The organism is Pseudomonas nabeulensis (assembly GCF_004682045.1).
GTDB lineage: Bacteria > Pseudomonadota > Gammaproteobacteria > Pseudomonadales > Pseudomonadaceae > Aquipseudomonas > Aquipseudomonas nabeulensis.
In genome coordinates, this window is sequence record NZ_QUZT01000071.1 from 18966 (window position 1) to 33711 (window position 14746).

Consider the following 14746-nt stretch of genomic DNA (forward strand, 5'->3'; position numbering starts at 1 on the left):
ATTTGTTAGCGCTTTTTTAGATCGATTAGGGTGGCCGGACAGTTTCATACGTCACCCACGATCAAAAAGGCGACGCCATCATGGCCAAACGCACATCCTCCCGTCAATTTGTTACAGTTTTTGTGTCACTAATACTTTCTTTTGGTGTCAAAGCGGCCGATTTGACCATCGGTTACCAAACCGGCATCGATCCCAGCAAAGTCCCACAAGCCGACGGCACTTATGAGAAGGCCATTGGCGAAAAAATCGCCTGGCGCCGTTTCAACAGCGGCCCGGAAGTCGTCACTGCCATCGCCTCGGGGGATGTGCAAATCGGCAACCTCGGCTCCAGCCCCCTTGCCGCAGCGGCGTCACGCAACCTGCCAATCGTCGCGTTTATCGTATCGGCGCAGATCAACAGTTCTGAAGCCTTGGTGGTGCGCAACGCCAGCGGCATCGACAAACCCGAAGACCTGGTGGGCAAGACCATCGCCACGCCGTTTGTCTCAACCTCTCATTACAGCCTGCTCGGTGCGTTGAAGCATTGGGGCCTGGACACCAAGAAAGTCAAAGTGGTGAACCTGCAACCGGCCGAAATCGCGGCGGCGTGGAAACGTGGGGATATCGACGGCGCCTTCGTGTGGTCGCCCGCCCTTGGCGAAATTCGCAAGACCGGCAAAACCCTGACAGACGCGGCCCAAGTGGGTCAGTGGGGTGCACCCACGTTTGAAGTGTGGGTGGCGCGCAAGGATTTCGCAGAAAAACATCCTGACGTAGTGGCCAAGTTTGCCAAGGTCACGCTGGATTCGTTTGCTGACTATGCGGCGCATAAAGACAGTTGGACGGTGGATTCCGAGCCGGTGCAGAAAATCGCTAAATTGACAGGCTCCAACGCGGCAGATATTCCCGAATTGCTGGCCGGTACCACGTTCCCGGATGCCCCGGCGCAGCAGACCGATGCGCTGCTTAAAGGCGGCACGGCAAAGGCGATTGGGGAGACGGCGAAGTTTTTGAAGGAACAGGGGAAGGTTGAGGCGGTGCTGCCGGATTATTCGGCGTTCGTGACCGACAAATTTATCAAAGAATAAATGCTTTCAAATGTGGGAGGGGGCTTGCCCCCGATGAGGGAGTGTCAGCCAACTAATCAGTGACTGATACACCGCCATCGGGGGCAAGCCCCCTCCCACATTTGATCTGCATTGGCTGCATGAGTGGGTTTACAGCGCCTTTTCGAAGATCTTCGAGTTTCGCTGATAGTTGTACAGCGACGCCCGCGCCGACGGCAGGCGATCCACGCTGCTCGGCACAAAGCCGCGCTCACGGAACCAGTGGGCGGTACGCGTGGTGAGCACGAACAAGGTCTTCAACCCCTGCGCCCGTGCACGGGTCTCGATACGTTCCAGCAGTTCATCACCGCGCCCGCCATGGCGGTACTCGGGGTTCACCGCCAGGCACGCCAGCTCGCCCGCGTCCGAATCCGCAATCTGATACAGCGCCGCACAGGCGATGATCATGCCTTCGCGCTCCACCACGCTGAACTGCTCGATCTCACGCTCCAGCACTTCCCGCGAACGGCGTACCAGAATGCCCTGCTCTTCCAACGGGCTGATCAGGTCCAGCAAGCCGCCCACATCTTCAATCGCCGCTTCGCGCACCAGCTCGAATTGCTCCTGGGCCACCAGCGTACCGCCGCCGTCCCGGGTGAACAGTTCGGTGAGCAAGGCGCCGTCTTCGGCATAGCTGACGATATGGCTGCGCCCTACTCCGCCACGGCAGGCTTCGGCGGCGGCATCGAGCAGTTCGGCCTGGTAATTGGTTTTACCCAGGCGTTGCAGGTGCGCCGGCACTTGTTGAGGACGCAGTTCGCGCACCAGGCGGCCGTTTTCATCGATCAGGCCCATATCGGCGCCGAACAGCAGCAACTTGTCGGCGCCCAGGTCGATGGCGGCGCGGGTGGCGACGTCTTCACAGGCCAGGTTGAAGATTTCGCCGGTCGGTGAGTAACCCAAAGGCGACAACAGCACGATGGAGCGCTCGTCCAGCAGGCGGTTGATGCCCTTGCGGTCGACCCGGCGCACTTCGCCGGTGTGGTGGTAATCCACCCCTTCAAGCACGCCAATCGGCCGCGCGGTCACCAGGTTGCCGCTGGCCACCCGCAGGCGCGAGCCCTGCATCGGCGATGAGGCCATGTCCATGGACAGGCGCGCTTCGATGGCGATACGCAGGTGGCCGACTGCGTCGATCACACATTCAAGGGTCGCCGCATCGGTGATGCGCAAGCCTTCGTGATAAGCCGGGATCAGCCCGCGCGCTTCAAGGCGCGTTTCGATCTGCGGGCGCGAACCGTGCACCAGCACCAGCCGCACGCCCAGGCTGTGGAGCAGCACCAGGTCGTGGACGATATTGCCGAAGTTGGGATGTTCCACACCGTCGCCGGGCAGCATGACGACGAAGGTGCAGTCCCGGTGAGCGTTGATGTAAGGGGAAGCGTGACGAAGCCAATTAACGTATTCGGGCATAACACCTGGGCCTGTAATAAAAAGCAGCCGAAAAAGGATGAATCGCGGAAACGCACAGCGGGCTGATGGTTATCGTCGGAACAGGCTTGGCGACACGCTTGCTCTCCTTCTATGTACGAATAGGCAGGGGTTAATTTATGCAGGTTTCAGGCAGTAGTGTTCGATCAGTTCCCGCAATAGACGCACTGTAGGCGTCAAGCGTGACATTTCGAGGTACTCGCCCGGCTGGTGGGCGCAGGCGATGTCGCCGGGGCCCAGCACCAGGGTTTCACAACCAAGGCGCTGAAGATAAGGCGCTTCGGTGCCGAACGCTACTGCTTCGGCACGATGACCGGTCAATCGTTCCGCAACTCGCACCAATTCGGCGTCTTCGGGCTGTTCGAACGGCGGCACTTCGGGGAACAGCGGCGCATAGTCGATCTTGACCTGATGTCGTTCGGCCAAGGGTACGAGTTTCTGGCGAATGGCGTCGCGCAGTACCTGGGGATCCATGCCTGGCAGGGGCCGCAGATCGAACTCCAGGGAACACTGGCCGCAGATGCGGTTGGGGTTGTCGCCGCCATGGATGCAACCGAAGTTCAGGGTCGGCTGTGGCACGCTGAATTGCGGATTGCGGTACTCGCGCTGCCAGGCCAGGCGCAGGCCGCGCAGTTCACCGATGGCGTCGTGCATGGCTTCGAGGGCGCTGTGGCCCAGGCTGGGGTCCGACGAATGGCCGCTTTGGCCGAGGATATCGATGCGCTCCATCATCACGCCTTTGTGCAGGCGGATCGGCTTGAGGCCCGTGGGCTCGCCGATCACCGCTGCACGGCCCAGCGGTCGCCCGGCCTCGGCCAGCGCACGGGCGCCGGCCATGGAGCTTTCTTCATCGCAGGTGGCCAGGATCAGCAGCGGTTGCTTGAACGGCTGGTCCAGCAGCGGCAGCACGGCTTCGATGGCCAGGGCGAAAAAGCCCTTCATGTCGCAGCTGCCCAAGCCTACCCAGCGGCCGTCGACTTCCGTCAGCTTGAGCGGATCGGTCTTCCACAGTGCCGCGTCATACGGAACGGTATCACTATGGCCGGCCAGCACCAGCCCGCCAGGGCCACTGCCGAAACTCGCCAGCAGGTTGAACTTGCCGGGGCTGACTTGCTGAATATCGATGGCAAACCCCAAGTCCCCCAGCCAGCCGGCGAGCAAATCGATCACCGGGCGGTTGGTCTGGTCGAGAGACGCTTGGGTGCAACTGACCGACGGCGCGGCAATCAGTGCGGCGAACTGCTCTTTCATGGTCGGTAACGGCATGCGCGGTCCCTCAACTTCCCGGATGAGCCCCACTATAGAGCCATCTGCATAACACAATAAACCGTTGCGGCACGTTGCCGGGCTCAGTCCTGTACACTGCACGGCCTTGGCAGCCACACTTTTCCCCGGCTGCGCTCCCGATCCTGGATTTTCCGGCCATGCAGAAAGAAACCGAAATCAAGCTCCGCGTCAGCCGCGAAACACTCGCCGCGCTGCGTGAGCACCCGTTACTGAAAAAACGCAACAAAAGTGGCTGGGAACGTCGTGAGTTGATGAACCAGTATTTCGATACCCCCGAGCGCGATCTGGCCCAGGCCAAAGTCGCCCTGCGCCTGCGCAAGGACGGTGACGCCATCATCCAGACCCTCAAGACCCGCGGCCAAAGCATCGCCGGCTTGTCGGAACGCAACGAGTACAACTGGGACCTGCCCAAAGCCAAGCTCGACGTGAAGAAACTCGACGGCGAATGCTGGCCCGAGCAACTGGCCGAGCTGGACAAAAAGACCCTCAAGCCGATCTTCACCACCGACTTCGTGCGTGAGCGCGCCGAAATCGCCTGGGGTCGCGGCAAGGCCAAGGTCGTTATCGAAGCCGCCCTGGACCTGGGCCACGTCGTGGTCGGCAAGCAGAAAGAAGAAATCTGCGAGCTGGAACTGGAACTGCGCGAAGGCGAACCGGCTGCCCTGCTGGAACTGGCCGCCGAACTGGCCGCGACCCTGGCGCTGATGCCGTGCGATATCAGCAAGGCCGAGCGTGGCTACCGCCTGTACGACGCCAGCAGCTACTCCCTGAGCCTGCCGGCGCCGCAGATCCATGCAGAAATGCCGCTGGACGACGCCTTCGCCGCGATCATGTGGCACCTGCTCGGCAGCAGCCAGCGCCTGGCCGAGCAATACCGCTTCAATGGCCACTGGCGCCTGCTGCAAGACTGGGTCGACAACCTCGGCGAACTGCGCGCCCTGGTCGGCAGCCTCGGCCAGGCCGCACCGCGTCAATCCACCAGCGAACTGCGCAGCGCCCTCGATGCCCTGCTGGAAGACTGGCGCCCACTGGTACAAGCCGGTGACGACGACGAAGACATCCGCAAAGCCGCGCCAGAACAATTCGCCGAAGAACTCGAAGACGTACGCTGGGGCCTGTTCTCACTAAATGCTTCGCGCTGGCTGCTGGCCCGCACCTGGACCGCCAATCGCAACGTGCGTGGCGACCGCCAGGGCGCTGCGCAAATCACCAACTGGCTGCCGCGCCTGCTGGCTGAAGATGCCGTCGCCCTGCAACTGCCGCGCTACCAGCAGCAACCGGAAGACCTGGCGGAGCAACTGCCGCGTATCGAACGCATCCAGGCGTGGCTGCACCATGCGCGTCACGTGGTGGAAATTCCGGAGCTGGACCGTTTGTACGGTGAGTTGAACAAGCTGGCGCAACTGGCCAACCAGCCGATCACCGATGAGTCGCTGGATGCGCGGATGCATCAGGCGATTGCGGTGTATCAGAATCGGGCCTGGAAGACTTTGCTGCGTCTGTAAGACCGCCATCGGGGGCAAGCCCCCTCCCACATTTTGACCGCGCCGCCTATCTAATGTGGGAGGGGGCTTGCCCCCGATGAGGCCGCCACTGTCAACGCAAAACCGGCAGGCTGGTAGTGGACTTGATCTCAGAAAGCGCCACGATCGAATTCACTTCCTGAATCCCCGGCACCATCGACAACTTCTCAAAGAAAAACCGCTCGTACGCCTCGATATCCGCCGTCACGATGCGCAGCAGAAAATCCACCGCCCCCATCAACACATAACACTCCAACACCTCCGGAAACTCGCGAATCGCCTCGGTGAATTCGGTGAAGTTGGACCGGCCATGGGCGTTGAGTTTGACCTCGGCAAAGATCTGCGTGTTCAGGCCGATTTTCTTGCGATCCAGCAGCGTTACCTGGCCGCGAATCACCCCCTCCTCCTTGAGCCGTTGAATCCGCCGCCAGCACGGCGACTGCGACAGGCCGACCTGTTCGGCGATTTGCGCGCTAGACAAAGAAGCGTCCTCTTGCAGCAGCGCCAGAATGCGGCGGTCGTAGGCGTCCAACTCACTGTGCATAAAAATACCTTTGAATAGGTGAATGCTGGATTGTTCTATTCATCCAAGCGCGATTAATGCCCATCTTAGATAAGAAATCTCCGGTCGCGAATGTAAAAATTTCTCCCATTGAATCTGGAGAATTCCCATGCACGCCGTCGAAACCACCCTCCCCGCTCCCCGTGCCGATGTGTGGGCCGTCAACAGCGCTCACTGCCAGGCGCATTACCAGATCATCGCCGAAGCCGAACCGGACGTGCTGTGCCGGGTGCTCAACTTTTTCGCCCTGCAATTCCTCATCCCTCGTGAGGTTCTGGTGAACCGCGAAGAAGACCTGCTCAACATCACTATCGTGATGGACGGCCTCAGCTGGCACCGCGCCCAAGTAATCGGCGAAAAGATTCGAAACCTGATCAGCGTGTGTTCGCTGGAGGTGCTTGCGGCTGATGCCGTGGGGCTTGAAGCGGTGGTGGCAATCGCTCGGTAAAAACCTGCAATACACACTGGGAGGTGGTTTTTCAGGGGCTGGCTAGCCTGGGAGAACGTCCGATTTTCCCGGGAAAACTTTGATGGCCTTTGATCAACGATTGGAATTGCGCCAGCTATTGCCCGCCTTGTTCGACGCAGGGCTGGTGCCTGCCGATTTGGCTTCAAGCTTCTCCGCACTGCCAGTGGACGACGCTCAACATCCACTGGAGCAAATCGCCACCCAAGGCATCTGCCTGGAAACCCTGACGCAATGGCTGGCTCGACAGGCGGACCAACCTTATCTGCGCATCGACCCGTTGAAGATCGACGTAGCCGCGGTGGTGCCGCTGATGTCCCACGCATTTGCCCAACGCCACGCCATCCTTGTGGTGGCCGTAGACACCCAGACCGTCACTATCGCCAGCACCCAACCCTACGTTACCGGCTGGGAGGCCGGGCTGGCGCAGGTGCTCAAGCGGACGATCAAGCGCGTGGTGGCCAACCCTCAACACATCCGGCGCTACATCCACGAGTTCTATCGACTGGCGAAATCGGTCAGCGGTGCCGACCAGAAGATCGCGGCGCCCGGCCATTTCGACCCGCTCAACCTGGGCGCCAGCAGCCAGGAACCAGACGCCAACGACGCGCATATCGTCAATATTGTCGACTGGTTGCTGCAGTACGCCTTCGGCCAGCGGGCCAGTGATATCCATATCGAACCGTGCCGGGAGCAAGGCCGAGTGCGCTTTCGCATCGATGGACTGCTGCATGATGTCTATCAATTTCCGCCGCAGGTGACGGTGGCGGTGGTCAGCCGCCTGAAAAGCCTGGGGCGCATGAACGTGGCGGAAAAACGCAAACCCCAGGACGGCCGAGTCAAGGCCAAAAGCCCAACGGGGACGGAGGTGGAGTTTCGCCTTTCCACCTTGCCCACAGCGTTCGGCGAAAAACTGGTCATGCGGATTTTCGACCCACAGGTGCTGCTCAAGGGGTTCGACCAACTGGGCTTGTCACACGAAGACCAGCAGCGCTGGCACGCCATGACCCGTCATACCGACGGCATCATCCTGGTCACCGGCCCAACCGGCTCGGGCAAGACCAGCACCCTCTACACCACCCTCAGGCAACTGGCGACCCGTGAGGTCAACCTGTGCACGGTGGAAGACCCTATCGAGATGGTAGAGCCCTCGTTCAACCAGATGCAGGTGCAGCACAATATCGACCTGACCTTCGCCAGCGGCATCCGCGCCCTGCTGCGCCAAGACCCGGACATCATCATGATCGGTGAGATCCGCGACCAGGAAACCGCCGAAATGGCGATCCAGGCCGCGCTGACCGGACACCTGGTGCTGTCGACCCTGCACACCAACGACGCACCGAGTGCCATCAGCCGCTTACAGGAATTGGGGATTGCTCACTATTTGATCAAAGCTACGCTTATAGGCGTGATGGCGCAGCGTTTGGTCAGGGTTTTGTGCCCCCACTGCAAGCGTGCGACGGGTGACGGCTTTGAAGCCGTTGGTTGTGCAGAATGCCGAACCAGCGGCTATCAGGGGCGCGCCGGGGTCTACGAAATCATGCCCATGGATGAGACGCTCAAGGCACTGGTCACGACCGGTGCCGACGTTCAAGCCCTGCGTGAGGCAGCCGTTGCGCAAGGCATGTGCAGCCTGCGCATGGCCGGTATGCAAAAAGTAATCGCAGGGCAGACGACGCTGGCAGAGGTATTGCGGGTAACGCCTGGGTATTCTGAAACAAATCCTTTGATTGTCAGGCCGTGAAACCGTTCTTACTCAGTGACGAGACCGTTACAATCGGCCACCGTCGCTTCACTGACACCATCAGATAGGGAATCGTTATGCAGATCGGAACCGTACTGCTTCTTTTCGTGGGTTTGGCCGTAGCCATCCTGTTCATGGGCTTCAAGGTGGTGCCTCAGGGCTACCAATGGACCGTCGAACGTTTCGGCCGCTACACCAATACCCTCAAACCCGGCCTGAACATCATCATCCCGGTCATGGACCGCATCGGTCGCAAGATCAACGTGATGGAAAGCGTGCTGGATATTCCTCCACAAGAAGTCATCACCGCCGACAACGCCACCGTGCAGATCGATGCCGTGTGCTTCTTCCAGGTGGTCAACACCGCCCAGGCGGCGTACGAGGTCAACAACCTCGAACATGCCATCCGCAACCTGCTGCAAACCAATATCCGCACCGTGCTCGGCTCCATGGAGCTGGACGCCATGCTCAGCCAGCGTGACGGCATCAACGAAAAACTGCTGAAAACCGTGGATGAAGCTACCGCACCGTGGGGCATCAAGATCACCCGTATCGAGATCAAGGACATCAGCCCGCCTGCCGACCTGATGGCCGCCATGTCCGGCCAGATGAAAGCCGAGCGGATCAAGCGTGCACAAATCCTTGAAGCCGAAGGCCTGCGGGCGTCGGCGATCCTGACCGCCGAAGGTAAGAAGCAGGCGCAGATCCTTGAGGCCGAGGGTAGCCGTCAGGCGGCGTTCCTTGAATCCGAAGCCCGTGAGCGTCAAGCCGAAGCCGAAGCTCGTGCCACCCAAGTGGTGTCCGAGGCAATTGCGTCGGGCAACGTGCAGGCGGTCAACTACTTCGTCGCGCAAAAGTACATCGATGCCTTGGGCAAACTGGCTTCGGCCAACAACAGCAAGGTCATTCTGATGCCGCTGGAGGCCAGCCAGGTAATCGGTGCAGTTGGCGGTATTGGCGAGATCGTCAAGGCAACCTTCGACAACAAGAAAGGCTGAGGCCATGTGGGATTTCCTGCAGCACCTGTCGTTCTGGGACTGGCTGGCACTGGGCACGGTGCTGCTGATTCTTGAGGTATTCGGCGCCGGTGGCTACCTGTTGTGGATGGGTATCGCCGCAGCCGCCGTCGGCGTGATCAAGTTTCTGGTGCCGCCCCTGGGGCTGGAATGGCAACTGCTGCTGTTTGCCGTGTTGTCGATACTGACTGCGGTGTATTGGTGGAAGCGCCAGCGCAGCAGTGCCAAGGCCAGTGACCAACCAGGGCTCAACGAACGCGGGTCTGAGTTGATTGGTCGCACCTTTGTGGTGCATCAAGCAATTATCGATGGCCGGGGCAAAGTTAAAGTCGGTGATGGTGTCTGGATGGTCACCGGTCCTGACTGCCCCGTAGGCGCTCAAGTACGGGTGATTGGTCAGAACGGCGTGGTTTTGAAGGTTGAAACTGTTTAGTCGGCAATGGAACTCGGTTGGGCTAACTACAATCATAAAGTACAGATCACCCAACCGGAGTCACCCATCATGCGTCTTAAATATGCTGTCGCAACCCTTGCTGTGCTTTCCCTTCCTGTCGGTTCAGCGATGGCCGACAGTTTCTGGCGCAATGTCATCTCGTCGGGTGCCACAACTGGCTCGACGTACCTGACCTTCAAGGATCACAAGTTGGTCGTCGCTGCACAAGACGACGCAGGCAGCTTCGTTGCCAGCGACGGCGGTATCCGTGGCCCCTACCTGGAAGCCGCGATGCAGAAAGTCCGCGCCGACAACCCTGGCCTGCAGGCCACGGATATGGAGCTGGCCAACGCCATCCTCGCGAAAAACGCTGTTACCGAGTGATTCCACATACTCCGGAAAATGCCGCTTTCCCAAGCGGCATTTTTTTGCCCGCACGATGACGATTCATTCACGGGTGACAGGCTATATTCAGTCGAGCCGTGCAACCATGCCGGTACTGATACGCTTCTTATTCATCGCCAATCTGAAACGGATGCCTTCGTCGCCATGAGCCAACTGCCCTTCCTGCCGTTCTCCAAACCTACTATCGATGAAGCCACCATCTCGGCGGTCGGTGATGTACTGCGCTCCGGCTGGATCACCAGTGGACCAAAAGTGCAGGCGTTCGAGGCACAGTTGTCGGAATACTTTGGCGGCCGTCCGGTACGCACTTTCAACTCAGGCACCTGCACCATGGAGATTGCCTTGCGCATCGCCGGTATCGGGCCTGGCGATGAAGTGATCACCACGCCGATCTCGTGGGTGGCCACGGCCAACGTGATCCTGGAAGTCGGCGCCACGCCGGTGTTTGCCGATATCGATCCGGTGACCCGCAATATCGATCTGACCCAAGTGGAAGCCGCAATCACCCCACGTACCAAGGCGATTATCCCGGTGTACCTGGCCGGCCTGCCCCTGGACATGCCAATGCTTTATGCACTGGCCAACAAGTACAACCTGCGCATTATCGAAGACGCCGCCCAGGCGCTGGGTTCCAGCTGGGATGGTGAGCGTATTGGCGCAACGGGCGACTTCGTGTCGTTCAGCTTCCAGGCCAACAAGAACATCACCTCTTCCGAAGGCGGTTGTCTGGTATTGAACAACGCCGAAGAAGCGCGCCTGGCGGAAAAGTACCGCCTGCAAGGCGTGACCCGCACCGGCTTCGACGGCCTGGATGTGGATGTGCTGGGTGGCAAGTTCAATATGACCGACATCGCCGCCGCCATCGGCCTGGGGCAGTTTGCTCATATCGAAAAGATCACTGCCCATCGCCAGAACCTGGCGCGACACTACTTCAAATGCTTCGGGGCGGACTTTGAAGCGCAATACGGCGCACAACTGCCGCCGGCAGATTTCGAAAACAGCAACTGGCACCTGTTCCAACTGGTGCTGCCGGAACGTCAGGACGGCTTGCCCGCTCGCGCAACCTTCATGGAGCAGATGCAGGCCCATGGCGTCGGCATTGGCTATCACTACCCACCGATCCACCTGTTGAGCCTTTATCGGGCGCAGGGGTTCAAGGAAGGCATGTTCCCGGTAGCGGAAAAGGTGGGGCGTTTGATTGTGTCGTTGCCAATGTTCACGGCGATGACAGAGGCGGATGTGGAGCGGTCGGTGGCAGCCGTAAAAGCAGTCTTGAAAGCGAGCTAAAAACTCCCCGTTGACGCAATACAATGTGGGAGGGGGCTTGCCCCCTCCCACATTTGAATCTGTGTTTACTCGCCGATGGCGGCCTTGTAGCCAGCAGCATCCAGCAGCTTTTCCAGATCAGCCGGATTGCTTGGCTTGAGCTTGAAGATCCACGCGCCGTACGGGTCAGAGTTCAACAGTTCTGGCTCGCCACTCAGGGCTTCGTTCACCGCGATCACTTCGCCAGCCACGGGCGAGTAGATATCCGAAGCAGCCTTCACCGACTCAACCACGCCCGCCTGATCGGCCGCGGCAAATACGTTGCCGACTTCGGTCAACTCAACAAACACCACATCACCCAACGCTTCCTGGGCATGGTCGGAGATACCGACGGTCACAGTGCCGTCAGCTTCCAGGCGTGCCCACTCGTGACTTTCGGCAAAACGCAGGTCGGCAGGGATATCGCTCATAGTCTGTGTCCTCAAAAAGAAATGTCAGCGGCCTTCGGCCTGCCGGAAATAGGTTAGATCAAGGTTTTACCATGGCGCACAAACGTCGGCTTGACCACTCGAACCGGGTACCACTTGCCGCGGATTTCCACCTCGGCCCGGTCGCCAGTTGCCGTCGGTACGCGCGCCAAGGCAATGGATTTACTTAGCGTGGGAGAGAAACTACCACTGGTGATCTCCCCTTCGCCAACATTGGCGATACGAACCACTTGATGAGCGCGTAAAACTCCACGCTCTTCCAGCACCAACCCCACCAATTTGGACTGCACGCCCGCCGCCAATTCGGCTTCCAGGGCAGTACGCCCGATGAAATCGCGTTCGGCAGGCTCCCAGGCGATGCTCCAGGCCATATTGGCGGCCAAAGGCGAAACGTCCTGATGGATATCCTGGCCGTACAGGTTCATCCCGGCTTCCAGGCGCAGGGTGTCGCGTGCGCCGAGGCCAATGGGTGAAATACCGGCGCCCACCAGATCGTTGAAAAAACCCGGTGCCTGATCGGCAGGCAGGACAATTTCCAGGCCATCTTCGCCGGTGTAGCCGGTGCGAGCGATAAACCAGTCGCCGTCGGCCTGGCCTTCGAAGGGCTTGAGCTGGTGAATCAGGGTGCTGCGGGACTGGGTGACCAGTTCGGCGATTTTCTGCCGGGCATGGGGACCTTGGATGGCAAGCATGGCCAACTCGGGGCGCTCATGCAGTTGCACCTGGTAGCGGCCCAATTGCGCCTGCATCCAGGCCATGTCCTGGTCGCGGGTAGCGGCGTTGACTACCAGCCGGTAGCCCGCCTCGGTGCGGTAGACGATCATGTCGTCCACCACGCCGCCCTGTTCATTGAGCATGGCACTGTACAGTGCACGGCCATAGCCGTGCAGGCGATCCACATCATTGGCCAGCAGGTGCTGGAGCCATTCCTTGGCCTGGGGGCCGGTGATATCGATCACGGTCATATGGGATACATCGAACACCCCGCAGTCACGTCGCACCTGATGGTGTTCTTCGACTTGCGAGCCGTAATGCAGAGGCATATCCCAACCGCCAAAATCGACCATTTTCGCGCCGAGGGCGAGATGCAGGTCATACAGAGGCGTACGCTGTCCCATGGGTTTCTCCTTCCGGGCTTGGCGAAGGTGCGCGGAGCTACTGTTCGCGCCGAACACCTTGAATTACAAGGCCTGCAGCCACGTCCAGCGACCCGCTCCGAAAGACGAAGCGCACCGAATGCCGCGCATTGTAGCCGCAAGCCGTAGGACTGGCACCTAACCGATTTGCCGGGCAGAACGTCGGATCAGCCCGATCACCGGTAACAGGCCCACCAGTACCAATGTCAACGCCGGCAAAGACGCCCGCGCCCACTCGCCTTCGCTGGTCATTTCAAAGATGCGAACCGCCAGGGTGTCCCAGCCGAACGGGCGCATCAGCAGGGTCGCGGGCATTTCCTTGAGCACATCGACAAACACCAGCAGTGCTGCACTCAACGCTCCCGGCAACAGCAACGGCAGATACACTTTGCAAAACAGTCGCGGCCCGCTCACGCCAAGACTGCGGGCGGCTTCCGGCAACGACGGGCGAATGCGCGCCAGGCTGTTTTCCAAAGGCCCATAGGCCACCGCCAGAAAGCGCACCAAGTACGCCAACACCAACGCCGAAAGGCTGCCCAGCAGCAACGGTTTGCCCGCACCGCCCAGCCATCCGGACAGCGGCACCACCCACTCTCGGTCCAGATAGCTGAAGGCCAACATGATCGACACCGCCAGCACCGAGCCCGGCAGCGCATAACCGACGTTGCCCAGGCTGATGCCGGAGCGGATCGCCCGCGTCGGCGCCAGGCGGTTCGCAAACGCCAGCACCAGCGCCACGATGACGGTGATCAACGCCGCGATCCCGCCCAGGTAAAGGGTGTGGACGATCAGGCCCGAGTAACGCTCATCCAGGTCGAAACGACCACGCAGCCAGAACCAGGCGACCAGTTGCAGCATCGGGATCACAAAGGCACACGCAAACACCAACCCACACCATGTACTGGCAGCCGCCGCCTTGAAGCCGCGCAGGTGATACAGCGCCTTGCCCCGTGGCCGTTCATTGCTAGGGCGGCTGGCCCCCCGCGCGCGGCGCTCGCCGTACAGCACCAGCATCACCACCAGCAATAACAGGCTGGCCAATTGGGCGGCACTGGAAAGACTGAAAAAGCCGTACCACGTCTTGTAGATGGCGGTGGTGAAGGTATCGAAATTGAACACCGAGACCGCGCCGAAATCCGCCAGGGTTTCCATCAGCGCCAACGCCACACCGGCACCAATCGCCGGCCGCGCCATCGGCAAAGCAACGCGCCAGAATGCCTGCCACGGCGATTGCCCCAGCACCCGGGCGGCTTCCATCAAGCCTTTGCCCTGGGCCAGGAACGCAGTACGTGCCAGCAGATAAACGTAGGGATAGAACACCAGCACCAAGACGATGATCACGCCGCTGGTGGAGCGCACACGGGGCAAACGCAGGCCGGTGCCGAACCACTCACGCAGCAGGGTTTGCACGGGGCCGGCGAAGTCCAGTAACCCGACAAATACGAAGGCCAGCACATAGGCCGGAATCGCGAAGGGCAGCATCAGCGCCCAATCGAGCCAGCGCCGACCAGGAAATTCGCAAAGGCTGGTAAGCCAGGCCAGGCTCACGCCGAGCAACGTCACGCCAATGCCGACGCCCAGCACCAGGGTCAGGGTGTTGCCCAGCAGACGGGGCATCTGGGTTTCCCAGAGGTGGGACCAGATTTGCGCGTCGATGCTTTGCCAGGACAGCAACAGCACGCTCAGCGGCAGCAGCACCAAGGCGGCAACGGTAAACACCGGCAGGTACCAGCGGCGTTGGGCGGGGTGGGCCAAAGTCAGTTCTCTGTAATGAAAAACCCAATGTGGGAGGGGGCTTGCCCCCGATGACAGTGTGTCAGTCACCTAATAAGTCACTGGTCCACCGCCATCGGGGGCAAGCCCTAATGCCAGTCAGTTAAGGAAACAGCAGATGGGCGGCTTTC

At 60.2% G+C, this 14746-nt stretch carries 14 protein-coding genes; 8 read left to right on the forward strand and 6 right to left on the reverse strand.

What is annotated here, in order from left to right:
- The first annotated feature begins 80 nt into the window (after nucleotides 1–80).
- Nucleotides 81–1067: a taurine ABC transporter substrate-binding protein gene (gene tauA / locus DYL61_RS26365; RefSeq protein ID WP_135310771.1), complete on the forward strand. Its 987-nt coding sequence runs from the start codon at nucleotides 81–83 to the stop codon at nucleotides 1065–1067.
- A gap of 129 nt (nucleotides 1068–1196) precedes the next feature.
- Here tauA and argA read toward each other — a convergent pair whose 3' ends face one another.
- Both argA and argE read right to left on the reverse strand, forming a co-directional pair.
- A complete protein-coding gene (gene argA, locus DYL61_RS26370; RefSeq protein WP_135310772.1) occupies nucleotides 1197–2498 on the reverse strand; it encodes an amino-acid N-acetyltransferase in 1302 nt (433 codons plus the stop codon).
- 135 nt (nucleotides 2499–2633) lie between these two features.
- Nucleotides 2634–3782, reverse strand: coding sequence for an acetylornithine deacetylase (argE, locus tag DYL61_RS26375; protein ID WP_135310773.1), 1149 nt, complete (start codon nucleotides 3780–3782; stop codon nucleotides 2634–2636).
- 158 nt (nucleotides 3783–3940) lie between these two features.
- Between argE and DYL61_RS26380 the strand changes: the two genes are divergently transcribed.
- Nucleotides 3941–5308, forward strand: coding sequence for a CYTH domain-containing protein (locus DYL61_RS26380; protein WP_135310774.1), 1368 nt, complete (start codon nucleotides 3941–3943; stop codon nucleotides 5306–5308).
- Nucleotides 5309–5399: 91 nt separating this feature from the next.
- On the opposite strand, the gene DYL61_RS26385 is transcribed toward DYL61_RS26380, so the two are convergent.
- Nucleotides 5400–5870, reverse strand: a complete 471-nt coding sequence (locus DYL61_RS26385; protein WP_105697223.1) for an Lrp/AsnC family transcriptional regulator — start codon at nucleotides 5868–5870, stop codon at nucleotides 5400–5402.
- A gap of 127 nt (nucleotides 5871–5997) precedes the next feature.
- On the opposite strand from DYL61_RS26385, the gene DYL61_RS26390 reads away from it, so the two are divergent.
- From DYL61_RS26390 to DYL61_RS26415, 6 genes are all read left to right on the forward strand, one after another.
- Nucleotides 5998–6336: a hypothetical protein gene (locus DYL61_RS26390; protein ID WP_135310775.1), complete on the forward strand. Its 339-nt coding sequence runs from the start codon at nucleotides 5998–6000 to the stop codon at nucleotides 6334–6336.
- Between the two features lie 82 nt (nucleotides 6337–6418).
- Complete coding sequence (locus DYL61_RS26395; protein WP_135310776.1) at nucleotides 6419–8098, forward strand: GspE/PulE family protein; 1680 nt, start codon at nucleotides 6419–6421, stop codon at nucleotides 8096–8098.
- Between the two features lie 77 nt (nucleotides 8099–8175).
- On the forward strand, nucleotides 8176–9096 hold the full coding sequence (locus DYL61_RS26400; RefSeq protein ID WP_105697226.1) for an SPFH domain-containing protein: 921 nt from the start codon (nucleotides 8176–8178) through the stop codon (nucleotides 9094–9096).
- A gap of 4 nt (nucleotides 9097–9100) precedes the next feature.
- Nucleotides 9101–9547 (forward strand): NfeD family protein, encoded by a 447-nt coding sequence (locus tag DYL61_RS26405; protein ID WP_135310777.1) that lies wholly within the window; start codon nucleotides 9101–9103, stop codon nucleotides 9545–9547.
- 69 nt (nucleotides 9548–9616) lie between these two features.
- The gene (locus DYL61_RS26410; RefSeq protein ID WP_003176799.1) at nucleotides 9617–9931 is read left to right on the forward strand and encodes a DUF2388 domain-containing protein; all 315 of its coding nucleotides are present in this window, start codon (nucleotides 9617–9619) and stop codon (nucleotides 9929–9931) included.
- A 165-nt stretch (nucleotides 9932–10096) separates the two neighbouring features.
- Nucleotides 10097–11239: a DegT/DnrJ/EryC1/StrS family aminotransferase gene (locus DYL61_RS26415; protein WP_135310778.1), complete on the forward strand. Its 1143-nt coding sequence runs from the start codon at nucleotides 10097–10099 to the stop codon at nucleotides 11237–11239.
- A gap of 65 nt (nucleotides 11240–11304) precedes the next feature.
- On the opposite strand, the gene gcvH is transcribed toward DYL61_RS26415, so the two are convergent.
- From gcvH to DYL61_RS26430, 3 genes are all read right to left on the reverse strand, one after another.
- A complete protein-coding gene (gene gcvH / locus DYL61_RS26420; protein ID WP_017739062.1) occupies nucleotides 11305–11688 on the reverse strand; it encodes a glycine cleavage system protein GcvH in 384 nt (127 codons plus the stop codon).
- Between the two features lie 53 nt (nucleotides 11689–11741).
- Nucleotides 11742–12824 carry a glycine cleavage system aminomethyltransferase GcvT gene (gene gcvT / locus DYL61_RS26425; RefSeq protein WP_135310779.1) on the reverse strand — a complete coding sequence of 361 codons (1083 nt, stop codon included), beginning with the start codon at nucleotides 12822–12824 and terminating at the stop codon, nucleotides 11742–11744.
- Nucleotides 12825–12980: 156 nt separating this feature from the next.
- The gene (locus DYL61_RS26430) at nucleotides 12981–14597 is read right to left on the reverse strand and encodes an ABC transporter permease (protein ID WP_135310780.1); all 1617 of its coding nucleotides are present in this window, start codon (nucleotides 14595–14597) and stop codon (nucleotides 12981–12983) included.
- Nucleotides 14598–14746 lie beyond the last annotated feature (149 nt).

What these genes read in the sequence shown, in the direction of transcription:
- DYL61_RS26415 (WP_135310778.1), top strand. Translation starts at nt 10,097, where the DNA reads ATGAGCCAACTGCCCTTCCTGCCGTTCTCCAAACCTACTATCGATGAA.
- gcvT (WP_135310779.1), bottom strand. Translation starts at nt 12,824, where the DNA reads ATGGGACAGCGTACGCCTCTGTATGACCTGCATCTCGCCCTCGGCGCG.
- DYL61_RS26400 (WP_105697226.1), top strand. Translation starts at nt 8,176, where the DNA reads ATGCAGATCGGAACCGTACTGCTTCTTTTCGTGGGTTTGGCCGTAGCC.
- gcvH (WP_017739062.1), bottom strand. Translation starts at nt 11,688, where the DNA reads ATGAGCGATATCCCTGCCGACCTGCGTTTTGCCGAAAGTCACGAGTGG.
- argA (WP_135310772.1), bottom strand. Translation starts at nt 2,498, where the DNA reads ATGCCCGAATACGTTAATTGGCTTCGTCACGCTTCCCCTTACATCAAC.
- argE (WP_135310773.1), bottom strand. Translation starts at nt 3,782, where the DNA reads ATGCCGTTACCGACCATGAAAGAGCAGTTCGCCGCACTGATTGCCGCG.
- DYL61_RS26390 (WP_135310775.1), top strand. Translation starts at nt 5,998, where the DNA reads ATGCACGCCGTCGAAACCACCCTCCCCGCTCCCCGTGCCGATGTGTGG.
- DYL61_RS26385 (WP_105697223.1), bottom strand. Translation starts at nt 5,870, where the DNA reads ATGCACAGTGAGTTGGACGCCTACGACCGCCGCATTCTGGCGCTGCTG.
- tauA (WP_135310771.1), top strand. Translation starts at nt 81, where the DNA reads ATGGCCAAACGCACATCCTCCCGTCAATTTGTTACAGTTTTTGTGTCA.
- DYL61_RS26405 (WP_135310777.1), top strand. Translation starts at nt 9,101, where the DNA reads ATGTGGGATTTCCTGCAGCACCTGTCGTTCTGGGACTGGCTGGCACTG.
- DYL61_RS26380 (WP_135310774.1), top strand. Translation starts at nt 3,941, where the DNA reads ATGCAGAAAGAAACCGAAATCAAGCTCCGCGTCAGCCGCGAAACACTC.
- DYL61_RS26395 (WP_135310776.1), top strand. Translation starts at nt 6,419, where the DNA reads ATGGCCTTTGATCAACGATTGGAATTGCGCCAGCTATTGCCCGCCTTG.
- DYL61_RS26410 (WP_003176799.1), top strand. Translation starts at nt 9,617, where the DNA reads ATGCGTCTTAAATATGCTGTCGCAACCCTTGCTGTGCTTTCCCTTCCT.